Below are 17,461 nucleotides of genomic sequence, written 5' to 3'. Positions count from 1 at the left end.
AGAATTGTCGCTGGTATCCATGGGAGTACAGGTGAGCATAGAAAAAGCAGCATCCAAAGCGTTTTACGCCTCGGATACTGCTCTTGATTTGATTACTTCGCTGCTGAGCTTTCATTAAAAATTTCAGCGAGTAGCTCATAGGAGCGAAGGCGTGCCGCTTGATCATAAATTTGGCTAACGACAATTAACTCGTCAGCGCCAGTCTGTTCAATTAAGGCGTTCAGCTTGTCCCTAACCGTTTCTTTGGTGCCGGCAATGGTGAAGCTGAGCTGCTTTTGAACGATCATTTTCTCCTGCTCGTTCCATAGGCCATCCATGCTGTCAACTGGCGGGTTCAGCTGCCCCATGCGTCCTCTTATCAGGTTCAGGAAGGCTTGCTCCTGAGAGGTAGCTAGGAATTTAGCGGCTTCATCGGAATCAGCGACAATGACGTTCAAGCCAACCATCGCATATGGCTTATCCAGCACCTCCGATGGACGGAAGTTGTCGCGATACAGCTTCAATGCGGGCAGCAGGAAATCCGGCGCAAAATGGCTGGCAAAAGCAAACGGGAGGCCATGGTGACCAGCAAGCTGTGCACTAAAGCCGCTGGAGCCAAGCAGCCAGATCGGAACATCTAGACCCTCGCCGGGAACAGCCCTTGGCAATACGCCGCGTGATTCAGCGCTCGGATGGAAGTAATGGCGCAGCTCGTTCAGCTGCTCTGGGAAATCCTCGCCGTTGCTGCCAAGTCCGCGGCGCAGCGCGCGGGCTGCCACTTGATCAGAGCCTGGCGCTCTTCCAAGCCCAAGGTCGATACGGCCTGGATACATGGATTCGAGCGTACCGAACTGCTCGGCAATGACGAGCGGTGCGTGATTCGGAAGCATAATGCCGCCAGAGCCCACGCGGATTTTTTCTGTTCCAGCAGCTACGTAGCCTATAACAACTGAAGTGGCAGAGCTTGCGATGCCAGGCATATTATGATGCTCTGCCAGCCAGAACCGATTGTAGCCCCATTTATCAGCGTGCTGGGCTAGCTCAAGTGTGTTGCGGAACGAATGAGCGGGCGAGCTGCCGGTTACGATTGGTGCAAGATCTAATATCGAAAAGGGAATATTGTGTATAGACATCGTTGAATTTACCTCCCATGTAGCGCACAGCGGGATGCTGCTGTACGGATAGTTTAAAACCCCAGCGCCAGCAAGGGCGTGGGGCAATATGCTTAAGTCTATTATTGTGGGTTTGTTGTCCAGATTCCTGCGGCTTTAATAAAAACGCGGTCAGGCAGCTTCAACGTTGCAAGAACCAGCGCAGCCATATCCTCAGCTTGCATCATGCGATCCTCGTCACCAATTTTCAGGCCAGCGTTTGAAGCAAGCTCTGTGTTGACTGTGCTTGGTGTTAGGGCTGTTACACGAATATTGGATTTACGGACCTCTTGCATAAGCGCCTCAGTCATGCCCATGACAGCAAACTTGGACGCACAGTAAGCGGAGCCGGTTGCAAAGCCGCGTTCGCCAGCCGTAGAAGCGATATTGATGATGCTTCCGCCGCTTTGCTCCAGCATAGTTGGAAGTGCAGCGCGGGTTACATAATAGGTTCCGAGCACATTCGTTTGGATGATGYGCTCCCACTGCTCGTGATCCATTTCAAGCAAAGTGCCGAATGTACCGATTCCTGCATTGTTAATTAGAATATCGATGGAGCCTAAGTTCTCTTTGAGTGATGCAATCGCTTGATCGACATCCGATTTAACAGCGATATCGGCGGTTGCAATAAAGACCTTAATTCCGTAAGTGCTTGTAAGCGAGTCTTTCAACGTTTCCAAGTCAGCGCTCGTACGAGCAATGATGCCAAGGTTGACGCCCTCTGCAGCTAAAGCAACAGCAATCGCTTTGCCGATGCCTTTTCCTGCACCGGTAATGATAGCTGATCTATTTTTTAATTCCATGGTTATCTCTCCTCTATTCATTGTAGATTGCTTGATTCGTATGAAGCGGCATAGATATGATATCCTCATAACAAGGAATTTACTACGTTGTGTCTTATTATTGAGCTATATTCTAAGGATTGCAAGTACCAACTTAATATTTGAAAATAGGACAGAATGATGATGGCGCTTTCTCATAATGCCAGTTATCATGCGATTTTCTGGTGAATTAGACGGGCAGCGTAGTGATTGCATATGTAGATTTGTATAATGTTTTGACGAAAGGAGCCTCTCACATTGGGAGATCAGCATTTTAAAGAAACTGTAGAGTTGACTTTGAAAGTCATAGGCGGGAAATGGAAGCCAGTTATTCTTTGTCATTTGACTGCAGGAACGCATCGATTTGGCGAGCTGAAGCGGGAGATGCCGGCCATTACCCAAAAAATGCTTACGCAGCAGCTGCGAGAATTAGAGGAAGACGCGATCATTGATCGCAAGGTGTATGTTCAGGTGCCGCCTAAGGTAGAGTACTCTTTAACAGAGTACGGCTTAACGGTGAAGGAGCTGCTGAACGTCATGTCGAAATGGGGCGAGCAGCATCAAGAAAGAACGGCTGAGCTGCACGAAAAATGACAGAAATGGCTGCTCATAGTTCCCGAATGGGTACTACGTTACATAAAAGTGCGTACTTTTTTTTTCATCCGTAATCCTCTAGAATAGGCCTTGTCAGTGAAACAAACAGAACCTATGAGGAGTGAATATAGATGAAATTGCAATTAGCGCTGGATCTTGTTGATATTCAAGGGGCTATTGAAGTTGTGAAGCAGGTTGAATCTTATGTAGATGTCGTGGAAATTGGTACGCCAATCGTAATCAATGAAGGCTTGCATGCGGTCAAAGCGCTTAAGGAAGCTTTTCCTAACCTGACCGTACTTGCGGATTTGAAAATCATGGACGCAGGCGGCTACGAAGTGATGAAAGCTTCTGAGGCTGGTGCGGATATCGTAACAATTCTTGGTGTTGCAGAGGATGCGAGCATCAAGGGTGCCGTCGATGAAGCGAAGAAACAAGGAAAACAAATATTGGTTGATATGATTGCCGTTAAAAACTTGGCGGAGCGTGCGGCTGAAGTCGATGCACTCGGCGTTGATTATATTTGTGTTCATACGGGCTACGATCTGCAAGCGGCTGGTCAGAACTCCTTCGAGGACTTGCGCACTATTAAAGCAGTGGTAAAAAATGCGAAGGTAGCTGTGGCAGGCGGCATTAAGCTGAACACCTTGCCGGAAGTTATCGCTGCTGGTCCTGATCTTGTCATCGTAGGCGGCGGCATTACGGGACAAGCCGATATTAAAGCAGCAGCTGCCGAAATGCAGCAATTGATTAAGCAAGGTTAATTCGAAGGATGCCAAAAGAGAATAATCTAGCTGCTATCATGCAGGAGCTGAATCAAGCCTCGGGTCAGCTGTCAGAGGATCAATTGGAGCTGTTTTCTGAAGCTGTTGGCTCGGCAAGACGCGTATTCGTGGCAGGAGCTGGCCGCTCGGGACTGATGATGCGGGCGTTCGCGATGAGACTGATGCATCTCGGCTTGGATGTGTATGTCGTTGGTGAGACGGTTACGCGCAGCTTGAGCAAAGGTGATTTGCTTCTAATTGGCTCCGGCTCTGGCGAGACAAAATCGCTGGTGCCGATGGCGGAGAAAGCGCGAAGCTTGGAAGCTGCGGTAGGCGCGTTAACCCTCTCGCCGGCATCGACGATCGGCAATTTGGCTGACATCGTCGTCAAGCTGCCTGGCGCCCCGAAGGATCAGGCAGCGAATGAAGCGGCTACGATTCAGCCGATGGGCTCATTATTTGAGCAAATGCTGCTGATTGTATGCGACGCTATTATTTTGCGATTGATGGAGAAGCAGGCGTTAAGCGGACAAGCGATGTATGGCAATCATGCGAATTTAGAATAGCTGTAGTTTAGAAGGGACTTTCTCTAGGGCGCAATGCGGCCGGGGATCGTCCCTTTTTTTATTTCTAACTTTCTAACGACTAGGATCTATTCGCAATAGCGGCTCGATAGCGAAGGCGATACGGAAGCGAAGGCTTTCAGTGGGATCTTTGAGCTTGATGCCCATCAGCTTCTCGCATTTGTCCAATCGATAAATAACCGTATTGCGGTGCACAAAAAGCCGTTTAGACGTTTCGACGAGCTGGCATTGTGTATCGTAATACATATTCAGCGTCCGCGTCAGCTCCTTTTGCTCGGCTTCATCAATAGAAGAGAAGCACTGAAACGTTTCCTCGTAAAACTGCTTCAGCTCGTCATCGGGAATCATACGGAAGAGATAGCTGATATCCTTGGATTGATAGGACTGAACAAACCTCGTTTTTTTCATTTGGTAACCGATTTGCAGCGCTTTGACTGCCTCATTATACGACAGCCCGATATCAAGTACGTTAGTAACCGGATTGCCGACGCCAAGCGAGATGCTAAGCTGGGATTGCTCAAACAGCAAAGACGTCATAGCGGATAAATGCTTGAGGAACGTATCCTCCTCCCACTTGGACTCTTGAATGAACAAGAGCATCCCAAACAAATCATTTTTGGTAAACATAACAAACACTTCACCCAGCAAGGAAAAATGGCGCTTAATCAGCTCATATTGCACATCCCGCTCAGAGATCAGGCGCTCGTCGAACAGAGCCGCAGCATTAGTTGTTTGGCTCTCTCTAGGATTTGTCTGCTCATCCTTCTTTGCAGCTAAAAGCAGATATTTCCCTTTTTGCTTAAGGCCGTATTTTTTGCCGCGATGCAAAGCCTCTTGTTCAGAACCGATAAAACCATCAATTAAATCGGAGAAAAATTCATTTTTGTACCGACGTGAACGCTCCTTTACCGCCTGCAGCTTCGACATCTCCATGCCTATGACGTTCGAGGCCTGCTCTAGCGTTAAGTCATGTTGGTTTGATGGGGCTTGTTTTGGCTGAAAGGTAATCAAATAACCCTCATGCCTATAGGTGAATATCGGATAGATCGCTACATGGCGGTATTCGTGTAAAGCGGGATCAAGCAAGCAGTGGTGTGCTGCAGTTTGAAGAGAGGGCCGGCTGCTTAGAATGGTTTCGACTGCTGATACGAGAGGCAGAAACTTAGGCAGCTTGAAGTGATGCGAGTGAGACGTAACCTGCAGCTTGCTGTTAAGCAGCACAACAGGCGAGTGAAGCAGCTGCGTAAGGGCAGTTACAATTTCGGGAATACCGTTTCCTTTCATGATCATTGAAGCAAATTGTTTGTGGACGGTCAGCGAATGCTGCAGTTCATCATTTTTATTATCTAAAATAACGCTGGTCGAGCGCTGCAAGATTTCTCCGAGCGAATGTTCAACCGAAGAGATTTCGATAATCGGAAACGGGATACGATCGGCCGCATCCTTGATCTCTTGGGGAATGTCGAGGGCAAAACGTCTCGTCTTTACCGCCAGGCCAGAGCATTTCAATTGATTCATCTTCAATATCAGATCGAGTAGAGCTTCAGGATTTTCCTTCATAAAGTAGCCGTTTGTAAGCAGCAGCTCGCCAGGCTTTAAGAAATGAATGATGTCGGGGGCATCCATAATATTAACGGTTTCAACGACACGGGATAAGCCGCTGTGGCCTGCAATGACCGTTGATCCAGAAAATATTGGGTGTAACAGCAATTGTTCGAGCAGCATTCTTATTCATCCCTCTCCGGTTTAGTTCCTGATATAAAAGCTAGCAGTATTCAAGAATGCTGTAAAGATTATGTTAGACGTTTCATCTAAAAATATAATTAAGATTTGTATTGAACGTACAATGACAGTTCGTAGGCAAGCAGGTATGCTCTTTTCAAGGGTTTACATGCCAAACAACAACTGATGGGTGAGCCTCTCCGCAAGGTTTGTCTCATCGTCCACATGATAATCGGAGGTGAGGACAATGCTGGATTTACTTCTCACACAAGTTCGTTTACAGAATGAAACAAGGCTCATGGATATTGGAGTGCAGCAGGGAAAGATCGAGTATCTAGCGCCAAGCGGGAGCGAATGTGTACCCGAAGCACAGCTCATAGAGCTCGCTGCTGGCGGGATGCTGCTGCCGGGTTTTGTAGAGCCACATATTCATTTGGAAAAGTCTTGTCTGCTCTCGCGAATGACTCAGGAAGCAGCCTCTTTATCTGGGGCGATTCGCATGACCGCAGATATGAAGCATGACTTCACCCCGGCAGATATGAAGTCGCGTGCGCTTGCTGTTATTCGTGAAGCGATTCGCAGCGGTGTCACGCATATGCGCTGCCATGTGGAGATTGATCCTATCCTTGGTTTGACAGCCTTTGAGGCTGTGCTTGAGCTGAAGGAGAAGGTGAAACACGCCCTTGATATACAAATTGTAGTGTTTCCTCAAGAGGGTATATTCAAAAGTCCAGGTACGGCTGAAATCATGGATGAAGCCATGCGTTCAGGAGGCGATGTGGTAGGCGGCATTACGTATCAGGATGATGACCTTGAAGCGCATCTGCAGTATGTATTCGAACTTGCGGAGAAATACGGCAAGCCGATCGATTTTCACGCTGATTTCTCGGATAACCCCGAACAGCTTGCAATTGTTAAAATTGCTGACAGAACGATTGCAGCAGGGATGCAAGGCCTTGTATCCGCAGGGCATGTAACCTCGCTCGGTTCGCTGGAACGCAGGCAAGCGGAAGTTGTTGCTGATCTGATTAAGGAAGCCGATCTTCATATCATGACACTGCCGGCCACCGACTTGTTTATTGGCGGCAGAGGTGATCAGGAGAAGCAGCGACGCGGGTTAACGCCAGTAGGTATGCTGCTTGAGAAGGGGGTGAACGTTGTTGTCGGTGTTAACAATATACGCAACCCGTTTACTCCGTTTGGCAAAGCCGATCCGCTGGAGATCGCATGGCTGCTTGCAATAACCGCATATATGGGCGGTGAAGGCGATGCTCGCCAATTGATTAAGATGCTGACAGAGGGAGCCGCAAGAGCGCTCGGGATCAAGAGCTATGGACTGCAGCTGGGCTCAGAAGCTGATATGGTGTTATTTGCAGAACCGTCCGAACGGGACATTCTACTCGGTAAGCCGGAGCACAGAACGGTATGGAAACGTGGTGTTAAGGTGGCAGAGACCCATGTCACGAGCAGCTTGCAAGGTTTTTTACAAGCCTAAGCTTTGATCTCGAATGTCCGTATAATTACAAGGTATTCGTATGATAACAGCCTAACTAGGCACATATTAATCCAATAAAATGGTAGAGGGTGGAAAAGATGAACATCACACAACTAAATCGAGTTCTTATTAATGATCGTTTATTTGATATGACACTAGACTTGCAGAAGGGTACGATTTCAAAACTAACGCCAAGCAATAATGATTCTGCTGGCGTGAACACGGGTAGCGTAAGGGATGCTGAGGGATTGCAGTATTTGCCGGCGATGACCGATATGCATATCCATTTGGACAAACATTTTTTGGGTGAGCCGTGGAAGCCGCTGCAGCCTTTTATCACATTGCCCGGACAATTGGCGTTTGAGAAGTCCATGCTGGCTTCACTGCCGACTACGGCAGCCGAGCGTGCGCGTCGTCTTATCGATTTGCTCCTCAGCCATGGCACCACCAAAATTCGGACGCATGTAGATGTTGATCCAGAGCTCGGCATCTCCCATTTGGAGGATGTGCTAACCGTACGGGAAGAGTACCGAGGAATTATGGAAATGGAGATCGTAGCTTTCCCGCAGCAGGGACTACTTCGATCGGATTCCTTGCAGGTGATGAAGGAAGCTTTGCGTGCTGGAGCCGAATATGTCGGCGGTGTTGATCCGGCGGGGCTTGATCGCAAAGTCGATCGGAGTCTTGAAGCTATGTTTGAGCTTAGTGCAGAGTTTAATGCGGGCGTTGACCTTCACTTGCATGATCCCGGCCACTTAGGTCTATATACGATAAGCCGCTTTGCTGAACTGACGGCACAAGCGAATAAAGGCGGAAGAACAGCAGTTAGCCATGCGTATTGCTTAGGGCAAGTGAGCGAAGCAGAATCCAAAGAGCTCGCTCAGCAGTTGAAAGCAAATGACGTAGCAATCATTACGAGCGTTCCACTCGATAGACCAATGCCTCGCGTAGATCAGCTTGTAGCAGAAGGCGTTCGCGTACACGTCGGCTCGGATAATATTCTCGATGCTTGGAGCCCATTCGGCAACGGCGATTTGCTAGCAAGAGGTGCGAAGCTGGCAGAAAAATTCGGCTGGATACTTGATGACGAGCTACTGCAAACTTATCCGCTTATTTCAGCGGGGCCACTTGCGCCCAAGGCAGGCGATCCTGCCAGCTTTATGCTGGTAGCTGCGCTGAATGCGAAGCATGCACTGGCTTATGCTCCGGCTCGCACCGCGGCTTTCTCTAACGGGAAGCTGGTAGGCGGCAAATGGGCGGAAGCGATGACCAAGGCATAGGAATAGGAATAGGAATAGGAATAGCCTTAGTTAGAGATAGAGTCAATGGCAATGACAGAGTCAGAGACAATCACAGAGACAAAGGACTCACAATATAAGGCTGGTTCACTGCTCAGTACTGCCGCTCGTTCATATGGTGTTCATTATTTTTCTGTATGCTTGGCTTTCAAAGGTAAAGCGAGCATAGAGAGGAAGTAAACGATGAACCTATCATCTGTAACGAGCGGCAGCAAAGTATCCTATTCGGCGGTATCAACGGATACATCAAGCTTGGAGAAGCAGGTGACGAGCCTGCAGGCAGAGCTGGAAAAAGTAAATGACAGCAAGGATGACCAAGCGACCAAGGACAAGAAAGCGCAGGTTATTCAGCAGCAGATTCAGCAACTGGAGCAGGAGATTTTAAAGCAGAAGGGGAAGACAAGCGCTGCTTTGGCTGCTCCTTCCGAGGAAGCTGTCAGCGCACTGGCGCCAAAAGCTGCGATAGGGCAAGTGGCAAATTCGGATCGGACGTTCGACATGCGTGTTTAGTTTAAAATAAGCAGTCGTTTGGTGCACTTCACTAATAATACGATATGAAATAAGGGAAGAGTTAAATGGGTAAACTAGCGATTGGCTTGGTTTACCTATTTGACGTGCAACCAAAAGGTGTTATATAATCTCGTTACGAAACCAAATGGTTTCATATCGTTGTCTATAAACTGCCAAGATACATTAAATGGAGGTCATGAGTTGGAAAACAATAATACACAAGGTACGCTGTCTGATATTAGACAAACGCTGATATTTAACGCGCCGATTCAAAAAGTATGGGACGCTGTTGCAACATCCGAGGGTATTGCCGCATGGTTTATGCCGAACAATTTTCAAGCGGAGCTCGGTTATGAATTTCATTTGGAAGCGGGGCCTTTCGGAAATTCCCCTTGCAAAGTAACCGTGCTTGAACCGCCGACGCGCCTTACCTTTGAATGGGGCAAGGATTGGTCGCTCAGCTTCGAACTGTCTGATTTGCAAGGTAAAACGGAATTCACCCTTGTTCACTCTGGCTGGGATGCGAACAAAGTTACTGAGTTCGGACAGTCGCATGCAGAGGTTCGTGATCGCATGTCAGGCGGCTGGGTTGGTCTTGTTCAGAAACTTAGCACTTATGTAGAGGCCTAATATGGCTAAGCCCGCACCAAAGCATGATGTGTTTCAGGCTATTGCTGACCCAACGCGTCGCAAGCTGCTGCATTTGCTTGGGGATGAGGAGCTGCCGGTTACCGTTATAAGCGGTCATTTCACGATGAGCCGTACGGCGGTTTCGAAGCATTTGCGTGTTTTGGCGGATGCTGGGCTTGTGAAGGATAGGAAGGTTGGGCGGGAAACGCGTTACCGGCTCGATCCTGAGCCTCTCCTTGAGCTGAAGCGATGGCTGGCCTATTATGAGCGTTATTGGGAAAATAAACTGTTTGCGCTTAAGCGCTTTGTCGAAGCAGATGAAGATTCATCTGCGGACCCGTTTGGCCCGCTTACGGTTATAGAAAAGGATTCCAGCAAGTAAGGTCAGAGTGCAGCTGTGGTAGAAGAGGATGCTCCTAACGTAGATTTTTCTACTTTAGGTGCAGCCTCTTTTTTTAGTGCGGACTAAACAGATCGGTTCGCGTGCGAAAACAAGGTTAGTGAAAAGTAAGGCAGCGCTTTTGCTCTGTTGAGGCCATCATAATAGAAAACCCCCAATTCGTCGGAATTGGGGGTTTTGTTGTTCATTTTGCTGCAAAAAGCGCAGCTCACAAGCAGCCTGCAGATGAGTTTCTACATTGCAAGAAAATGCAGTGTAGATGGGAGCGGGTCTGCTGCGAAGCCTTCGTTTCTAAATAGCTTTACACTAGCGCAGCAGTGACAAGTCGAAGCTTGGGACGAGCCCTTCTTCAGCAGCACGGCCAAGCAGTGCAGTTATCGCGGCATACCCGTCGTCACCTAGATTTCCAGTAAACTCATTGACGTATAAATCGATGTGCGCCTGCGCAACGTCTGGTGAGAGCTCCTGCGCATGCATCATAATATAGGGGCGAGATTCCTCGGGATTAGCCCAAGCATATTCAACGGATGCGCGAACCCAATTGGTAATCGCATCTGTGTCCAATGAGCGCTTAGCGATGATGGCCCCAAGCGGAATAGGCAAGCCTGTGTCTGATTCCCACCAGCTGCCAAGATCAGTCAGCATGCTGAGTCCATATGTGGGATAAGTGAAGCGGGCTTCATGAATAACGAGCCCCGCATCGATTTGACCATCGCGAACTGCAGGCATAATTTCGTGGAAGGGCATGACGACAATTTCGAGATCCCCGTTCGGAATATGCTGAGCCGCCCATAATCGGAATAAAAGATAAGCGGTTGAGCGCTCACTTGGTACAGCTACTCGTTTGCCTGCTAGATCAGCAGCACTTTTTATTTCCCCAGCAGTTAATACGAGTGGCCCGCAGCCTCTGCCCAGCGCGCCTCCACAAGGTAGAAGCTTATAATCTTCCAATACCCAAGGGAGTGCAGCGTAAGATATTTTCATGACTTCGGGCCCTTTGCCTTTTGCAGCCCAATTGTTCGTAATATCGATATCGGCATAGGTAACGACCAGCTCAGGTGCACCCGGAATAAGCCCGTGCGCCCAAGCATGGAAAACGAAAGTATCATTTGGACAGGGTGAATAAGCGATATTCATTTTAAAAAACCTCCCGTATGGCTTTACTAGCTGCTTCTAATGAGGCTAATGCTTCTCCAATGCGCCACGCGGAGCGATCCCGCGGTCCAACCGCATTGGATATCGCGCGAATTTCAGTAACTGGAATACCAAGTGCGGACGCAGCTACTGCTACGCCATGGCCTTCCATTCCTTCCGCAGACGCACCGCTGATTCGCTTGCTTAGCGCAGCAGTGGTCTCAGCCGTACCTGTTGCTGTTGTAACGGTAAGAATAGCGCCGCTGCAAACCGTTAAGCCCGCTGATTGAATAGCAGCATACAAACGATCATTCCAAGTCGTGCTTACTGCAATACGTGCTGATCCGAACCCCAGCTCGTCCAAGCTAAGGAAACCATCCTGCGTCTCGGCACCTAGGTCAGCAGCAACAATGAGGTCGGCAACGACTAATGAGCCTATCTCTGCTTTTCCGACAAAACCGCCGCCAATGCCTGCGCTTATGACCAAATCGTAGGATTCAGCTGCAGCAGTTAAGTACGCCGCTGTGCGTGCTGCCGCCGACGCTGCGCCTACTCCAGCTGTTATGACGTCGACACGGTTTAACCCATCTAGCCCACGGAGAACCGCATCGCGCTCGGCATCAACCGCAGTCACGATCAGCACTCGTTTACTGCTATGGCGCCATTCCTCACGAGATTCCAGTATCGAATCGTTATGTGAATTTTTAATCATGATGACGTTAACTCCTTTAGTAGCCTTCCGGAACGACTAGCCTTTAGCTATCGTATCATTCACTAGATTATTGATGCAAATGCGAGCTTACCCAATCGTGATCTTGCCTTCAGGGTAGCGGTAGAGCTCTTTTTTGGTACGTGTGTTAAGCGCAAAGGCCAACGTGACAGGCCCTAGCCGTCCGACAAACATAAGCAAAATAATAATAATTTTTCCGATTTCGCTCAAGTGGCTCGTTAGTCCTGCTGACATGCCCACCGTACAGTAGGCTGAGGTCGCTTCAAACAATATGGCAAGAAAAGACCCTGTCTCCGTGATGGAGAGGAGCATGGTCGCCCCGCAAATAATCGAGAACGCAATCATGGTGAACATAATCGCTTGATGAATTTGGGTTTTGGAAATGCGATAACGGAACAAGACGACATCTTCTTTTCCTCTCATCATCGCTACGATTGCTCCAATGAGAATAGCGAAGGTCGTTACACGAATACCGCCGCCCGTTGAGCCGGGGCCCGCGCCGATAAACATAAGCAGGATGATGAAAAACTGTGTAACCTCTCGCAGCATGCTGGGATCAACCGTACTTAAACCAGCTGAACGAGCTGTAACCGATTGGAACAAGGCGCCAAAAATTTTTCCGATTGCGGATAGCGGGTGAAGCGTACTGGAATTGGAAAACTCCAAGGCAAAAATAACAATCGCGCCAACTACGGTGAGAAGGCCGGTAACTGACAAGACAACCTTGCTATGTAAGCTGAGCTTTCTGTTTTTTGGATAGTTCACGAGCTCTGATATGACGATAAACCCGATTCCGCCAAAAAAGATCAGCAGCATCGATACGATATTTACAAACGGGTCCTCCACGTAATGGATGAGACTACTTGCCCGTTCGGGAAATTGGGAAAACAAATCAAAGCCAGCATTGTTGAAAAAAGAAATACTATGGAAAATGCCAAAATAAATCGACTTCCCGACCGGCATTTCCAGCATGAAATAGCTGCTAAGCAGTACCGCTCCGGTTAACTCGATGACTAGAGCGTAGAGTAGAACTTTACGAATCATGCGTACGATGCCTTCTGTCGAACCATAGTTCATGGATTCTTGCAGCACGAGCCGCTCCCGAAACGAAATACGCTTGCGAAACAGCAAAGCAAATAAGGTTGCCATCGTCATAAAACCTAATCCGCCGATTTGGGCTAATGCGATGATGACAACCTGACCGAATGTGGAAAAATGAGTGCCGGGATTTAATACAGTAAGTCCTGTTACGCAAATTGCGCTGGTGGACATAAACAAAGCATCCAGATAAGAAAGCGAAACGTCACTCGAATAAGATATAGGCTGCGATAAGAGCTCGGCGCCAATCAATATAAGAAATATAAAGCCGAAGGTCATCACTTGCGGAGGACTTGGCCGAAAACGCAAAATGTCGCGCAAGGCGGCAAATTTAAACATGAAGTCATCCCACCTATCTCTTTCATGCTAGTATGGTTATTTTTGTTGATTTGCATGTACACGGTCCTGATTGGATAAATGCACAGCGTTTCTTCCGCTATGCTTGGATTGGTAGAGTGCCACGTCTGCTTCACTTAATAGCGCTTCAAGCGGAACATCGGCGGATTTTGCCTCAGCGACCCCGAAGCTAGCGGTTATGGATATCGCTCTAGCCGCGCTGTAGAGCGGATTTCCGGCAATGGCTGCACGGAGCTGCTCAGCGATTTGACCAGCTTGTACAAGTGATGTATTCGGCAAGCTTATAGCGAACTCTTCTCCGCCATAACGTCCGAATAAGGCATCAGCCGGGAGCGTTTGCTGGCAAATCATTACGACATGCTGTAATGCAAAATCGCCTAAGCTATGCCCATAACGGTCGTTGATTTGTTTGAAATAATCGATATCAAACAAAATAAACGAAAGCGGCTGCTTCGTTTGATGGGCAGAGGAAAGAAGCTGTCTGCTTTTTTCCATAAAGAAGGTTCGATTATAAATAGAAGTAAGCCCATCAATTTCCGCGAGATGGCGCAGTTTATTCTGAAGCAGCGTGTATTCCGTCACATCGATCATCACGATGGTTCTGCCAGCAAGCTGGCCATTTGGCTTTAATAGGTTGGAGGCTCTTATCCGGTAGTAGAACGTTTCCCCGCCTCGAATCCATTTGAACTCCTGCTCGTACTCTCCGGTTTCGTCCATTCCGAAGGAAAAGGCGCCTGATTCGGCTCCGCGCTTCCAAATGTGATCCAGCTTCTGGCCAATCGCCAAAGGAGTAAGCGCAGGAATAATCGTTGTGGCTGCGCCATTAAAGTCCATGATTTGGTTTTCTAAATTAAGAACGAGAACGCCGTCGCGCATGCTCTCAAAGATATGTTCCCGCGCGATAGGCGCAACGGTCAGCAGCGCAGTCGAGAATATGGATGTGACATACAATATGGAGGTCACACACATAAGAATCGGAACAGGGTCCATCCCAAGCGGAGTTTGACCAAGCACATACATAAGTGCCCCTAACATAGGGAGCGAAATGCCTACTGCCAGTGTGAGCATTTGCTTGCGATAAATGGATTTTGTCTTCTGCCAATGACGCGCCAATATAAACAAGCTGGCGAGCATAGATCCAAAAGTGTATCCGCCATGTACGTAATACCAGATGCCAGGCACTACATCCACCACTGTTGTAGCAACATGAGGCCGCAAATATAAGTTTTTATAAAAGAGATTATGATATTCGTTGGTTGTGACCATGAGCAGCGTTATGGCAGGAATAACGAATAAGACCCATGATTTTTTGAACGTATTGAATTTATTTAGCCCAACATAGTGCATGATGAGCAGGAGGCTGTAAGGAGCGATAAAGGGCATGCCTATATATTCAATGTTTAACCAAAAGCGAATTTCTTGAAGCGAATCGCTGGCAAGCTCAAATGCGAAAGCAAAGGTGTATACGGCTGATAGAACGGTCATCCACATAAACACGCTCATGCCTGAAAATTTATTCTTGTTGTAATAAGCATATATGGCAAGCAGCACGCTAAGAACGCCTGAAATAATGACAATAATAATGTACTGTGACATAGGGGAATTCATAGTCATGACATAAGCGACTCCCAATGTAGCGGAATGATAATACGTACTTATTAAAAAAAACTATGGATGGGTAATAGGCTACGGACACATTTTACCATAGTAGCTTAATTTTCTACAAAATAATATAAAACCGGACAGCAAGGTCGTTATCCTAGCTGTCCGTTGGCAATGATATTTCAACGCAGGTGCCTGAGCCGAGCTCGCTGTGGAACACAATGGTGCCCTTATGCGCAGCGATAATCTGTTGGCTTACCATAAGGCCGAGACCATTTCCGCTCGTTTTATTCGTAAAGAAAGGCTCTCCTAGGCGAAGCAAATCACTCTCGGCAATTCCGCAGCCTTGATCGATAAATTGCAGGATGATTACTCGATTTGCATCACACGCCACCTTCACGGAGAGTACGCCGCCGCTGGTCATCGATTCAATGCCGTTTTTCATAATATTTACGAAAACCTGCTTCAGCTGATTAGCCTCGCCAATCACCTCAGGAAGCTCGGCTTCCGCGAGCAGGGCAAGCTGCACATTGCTCATCTTTGCCTCTGAATCGAGCAGCATCATAATATCGCCAACGAGGCGGATGATATTCACAGGCTGATAGATCGTGGCCTGCGGCTTAGCGAATACGAGAAACTCGCTGACGATCATATTAATCTGATCGAGCTCGCCAAGCATAATCTCAAGATGAGCTGGCGATAACGAGCCGGTCTGCTTGTGCAACTGTACAAAGCCACGCAGTGTCGTAAGCGGATTGCGAACCTCATGCGCCACGCCCGCAGCAATTTGCCCAACGACCGATAGCTTCTCAGACCGCCTAATGATCTCTTCTGTTTGTTTGCGTGAAGTAATATTCCGAGATATAGTGGCAATCGCAATAATGGTGCCCAGCTCGTCGCGAATAGGAGAAATCGTAATGCTGAGATCGATGAGATTGCCGGATTTACTGTAACGCACTGTTTCATAATCCGTTACAGAGCCGCCTCGCAGTACAGTGGCCTCAAGCTCTTGGTGTGAGCTTAAGTAGCCTCGCGGAACGTTATCAAGCGTGATGCCAAGCGCTTCTTCTTGGCTCCAGCCGTACATTTTTTCAAAAGCGATATTGACCTGTATGACATGGCCTTCCAAATCAGTAACATGAATGGCGTCCGATGTATGATTGACGAATGATTCCAAATACTGCTTCGTGCTTTGCAGCTCTTCTGCAGCAGCTTTAAGCTGAGTTGTATAATGATTTAGATTATTGCCCATCGTATCGACACGAGAGGCAAGCAAGCCTAATTCGTCCTCGCTGCGAATCGTAATGACTTCCCCAAAATCTCCTGCAGCAATCGCGTTTACTTTACGTAAAACTTGATTGAGACCGCGCAGCATGAAGCCGGCTATGAAATAGCTCGCAATCATCGTAATAAGCACGAGTCCAAGTGAAATGACAAATTGCATAACCAGCAGCTGATTAACGGGCTTTTGAATCGCTTTCTGATCAAAAACGACGCTAAACACATAGTTTTTGTTCGTCTTAATCGGGATAAAGTTTTTGATAACCGGAACGCCGTTGATGTTTCTTTTGACAGTAAGGCTCTTACCGGTTTTATTGACTTGTTGAATATTTAAAAAATCGTTTGATTGATCCTGATAGTTATAGTCGCCAAACGGGATGGCTCGAACGTCGAGGTTGTAAACGGGAATGCCTTGTTTGTATTTAATAATTTTGTCCTTGCCGTAAAACTCAAGGTCGAATCCGGTAACTTCTAGAATATCGGATTGATCGGCAATGATCTTGTTAACGATTGCATCTGTCCCAATGGTATAGTCGAAATCAAGCAGCACTTGAGCGTTGACGTATGGATTGATGATATAGTTTGTTGAACCGTCATAGTAATAGCCCCATTTGCGAATTTCGGACGGATCCGACGTTGAGAAATTAAACGGGCCTGACCAGAAGTTTTTGAGCTTCTGACCTTGCACAATGTTTACTTCTTGTTTGTCGAAAAGCTGTAAAAAGGCAACATGCCAGTAATCCCAGGTTTTTGAGCTCATATTAATTTCATTGGGGTCTGAGGAACGTTTCGCAACAACATCGTTTCCAAAGCGCTGCCATAATGTAATATGATCGACGCCAAGCTGAGCGCTAAGCTTTACGAGCTGCTCATTTGTTACATTTTTAATTTCGGGATCCAGCTGTGACTTTGCCGCTAGAGAGGCAATGCGCAGCTTGTCGCCAAGCGTGTCCTCCATGTACTGGCGGGCGTTCTCTGACGCTTCGACAGTACTGCTTATTTGCTTTGCAATATTAGTAAACTGAACTTCTAGATTAGCCTCAGCTTCAGTTTTTGTTGTGTAGTAATAGAGCAAGGTGCTTAGTGTCAGTATGACAGCTACTATTATGGATATGGAGAAGGATAGCTTAGCTTTAATCGACAAAAATAATTCCTCCCACGGTCTAAGATGCTCCTACTTACAATTAGACACGGAATGACAAAAATCCTGTTTAGGCGCACAGAAAAAAGGAGAAACAGCAATCGTTTCTCCTTTTATGAAGCAATACGGATTTTGGTACCTATGAACAAACATTCGTTGCCATGTATCGG

General features: G+C 47.6%; 16 protein-coding genes. 8 read left to right on the top strand and 8 right to left on the bottom strand.

Annotated features, from left to right (window positions below):
- Positions 1-92: 92 nt before the first annotated feature.
- Both AC1DPK_RS04780 and AC1DPK_RS04775 read right to left on the bottom strand, forming a co-directional pair.
- Positions 93-1,112 (bottom strand): LLM class flavin-dependent oxidoreductase, encoded by a 1,020-nt coding sequence (locus AC1DPK_RS04780; RefSeq protein ID WP_477509500.1) that lies wholly within the window; start codon positions 1,110-1,112, stop codon positions 93-95.
- A 101-nt stretch (positions 1,113-1,213) separates the two neighbouring features.
- A complete protein-coding gene (locus tag AC1DPK_RS04775) occupies positions 1,214-1,933 on the bottom strand; it encodes a 3-ketoacyl-ACP reductase (protein ID WP_477509499.1) in 720 nt (239 codons plus the stop codon).
- A gap of 276 nt (positions 1,934-2,209) precedes the next feature.
- On the opposite strand from AC1DPK_RS04775, the gene AC1DPK_RS04770 reads away from it, so the two are divergent.
- From AC1DPK_RS04770 to hxlB, 3 genes are all read left to right on the top strand, one after another.
- Complete coding sequence (locus AC1DPK_RS04770) at positions 2,210-2,545, top strand: winged helix-turn-helix transcriptional regulator (protein ID WP_441910001.1); 336 nt, start codon at positions 2,210-2,212, stop codon at positions 2,543-2,545.
- 131 nt (positions 2,546-2,676) lie between these two features.
- Complete coding sequence (gene hxlA / locus AC1DPK_RS04765; RefSeq protein WP_477509498.1) at positions 2,677-3,309, top strand: 3-hexulose-6-phosphate synthase; 633 nt, start codon at positions 2,677-2,679, stop codon at positions 3,307-3,309.
- 8 nt (positions 3,310-3,317) lie between these two features.
- Positions 3,318-3,875: a 6-phospho-3-hexuloisomerase gene (gene hxlB, locus AC1DPK_RS04760; RefSeq protein ID WP_477509497.1), complete on the top strand. Its 558-nt coding sequence runs from the start codon at positions 3,318-3,320 to the stop codon at positions 3,873-3,875.
- A gap of 72 nt (positions 3,876-3,947) precedes the next feature.
- Here the strand turns inward: hxlB and AC1DPK_RS04755 are convergent, their stop codons facing one another.
- Complete coding sequence (locus tag AC1DPK_RS04755) at positions 3,948-5,618, bottom strand: PucR family transcriptional regulator (RefSeq protein ID WP_477509496.1); 1,671 nt, start codon at positions 5,616-5,618, stop codon at positions 3,948-3,950.
- A 244-nt stretch (positions 5,619-5,862) separates the two neighbouring features.
- Here AC1DPK_RS04755 and AC1DPK_RS04750 point away from each other — a divergent pair, with 244 nt between their 5' ends.
- From AC1DPK_RS04750 to AC1DPK_RS04730, 5 genes are all read left to right on the top strand, one after another.
- Complete coding sequence (locus AC1DPK_RS04750) at positions 5,863-7,110, top strand: amidohydrolase family protein (protein ID WP_477509495.1); 1,248 nt, start codon at positions 5,863-5,865, stop codon at positions 7,108-7,110.
- 98 nt (positions 7,111-7,208) lie between these two features.
- Positions 7,209-8,390: an amidohydrolase family protein gene (locus tag AC1DPK_RS04745; protein WP_477509494.1), complete on the top strand. Its 1,182-nt coding sequence runs from the start codon at positions 7,209-7,211 to the stop codon at positions 8,388-8,390.
- Positions 8,391-8,591: 201 nt separating this feature from the next.
- Positions 8,592-8,918, top strand: coding sequence for a FlxA-like family protein (locus AC1DPK_RS04740; protein ID WP_477509493.1), 327 nt, complete (start codon positions 8,592-8,594; stop codon positions 8,916-8,918).
- 201 nt (positions 8,919-9,119) lie between these two features.
- A complete protein-coding gene (locus tag AC1DPK_RS04735; RefSeq protein WP_477509492.1) occupies positions 9,120-9,548 on the top strand; it encodes an SRPBCC family protein in 429 nt (142 codons plus the stop codon).
- A 1-nt stretch (position 9,549) separates the two neighbouring features.
- Positions 9,550-9,930, top strand: a complete 381-nt coding sequence (locus AC1DPK_RS04730) for an ArsR/SmtB family transcription factor (RefSeq protein WP_441878476.1) — start codon at positions 9,550-9,552, stop codon at positions 9,928-9,930.
- 324 nt (positions 9,931-10,254) lie between these two features.
- Here the strand turns inward: AC1DPK_RS04730 and AC1DPK_RS04725 are convergent, their stop codons facing one another.
- The 5 genes from AC1DPK_RS04725 to AC1DPK_RS04705 all read right to left on the bottom strand — a co-directional run bounded on the left by AC1DPK_RS04725 (position 10,255) and on the right by AC1DPK_RS04705 (position 17,294).
- Positions 10,255-11,085 carry a 1,4-dihydroxy-6-naphthoate synthase gene (locus AC1DPK_RS04725; protein WP_477509491.1) on the bottom strand — a complete coding sequence of 277 codons (831 nt, stop codon included), beginning with the start codon at positions 11,083-11,085 and terminating at the stop codon, positions 10,255-10,257.
- 1 nt (position 11,086) lies between these two features.
- On the bottom strand, positions 11,087-11,794 hold the full coding sequence (locus AC1DPK_RS04720; protein ID WP_477509490.1) for a futalosine hydrolase: 708 nt from the start codon (positions 11,792-11,794) through the stop codon (positions 11,087-11,089).
- Between the two features lie 87 nt (positions 11,795-11,881).
- Complete coding sequence (locus AC1DPK_RS04715) at positions 11,882-13,249, bottom strand: TrkH family potassium uptake protein (protein ID WP_477509489.1); 1,368 nt, start codon at positions 13,247-13,249, stop codon at positions 11,882-11,884.
- Between the two features lie 36 nt (positions 13,250-13,285).
- Positions 13,286-14,881, bottom strand: coding sequence for a histidine kinase N-terminal 7TM domain-containing diguanylate cyclase (locus tag AC1DPK_RS04710; RefSeq protein WP_477509488.1), 1,596 nt, complete (start codon positions 14,879-14,881; stop codon positions 13,286-13,288).
- Between the two features lie 145 nt (positions 14,882-15,026).
- Positions 15,027-17,294: a PAS domain S-box protein gene (locus tag AC1DPK_RS04705; RefSeq protein WP_477509487.1), complete on the bottom strand. Its 2,268-nt coding sequence runs from the start codon at positions 17,292-17,294 to the stop codon at positions 15,027-15,029.
- Between the last annotated feature and the right edge of the window lie 167 nt (positions 17,295-17,461).

The sequence above is a fragment of the Paenibacillus sp. 01T424 genome, assembly GCF_056398745.1.
The sequence above is the reverse complement of the archived record's forward strand: the minus strand, read 5'-3'. Positions and strand labels throughout refer to the sequence as shown.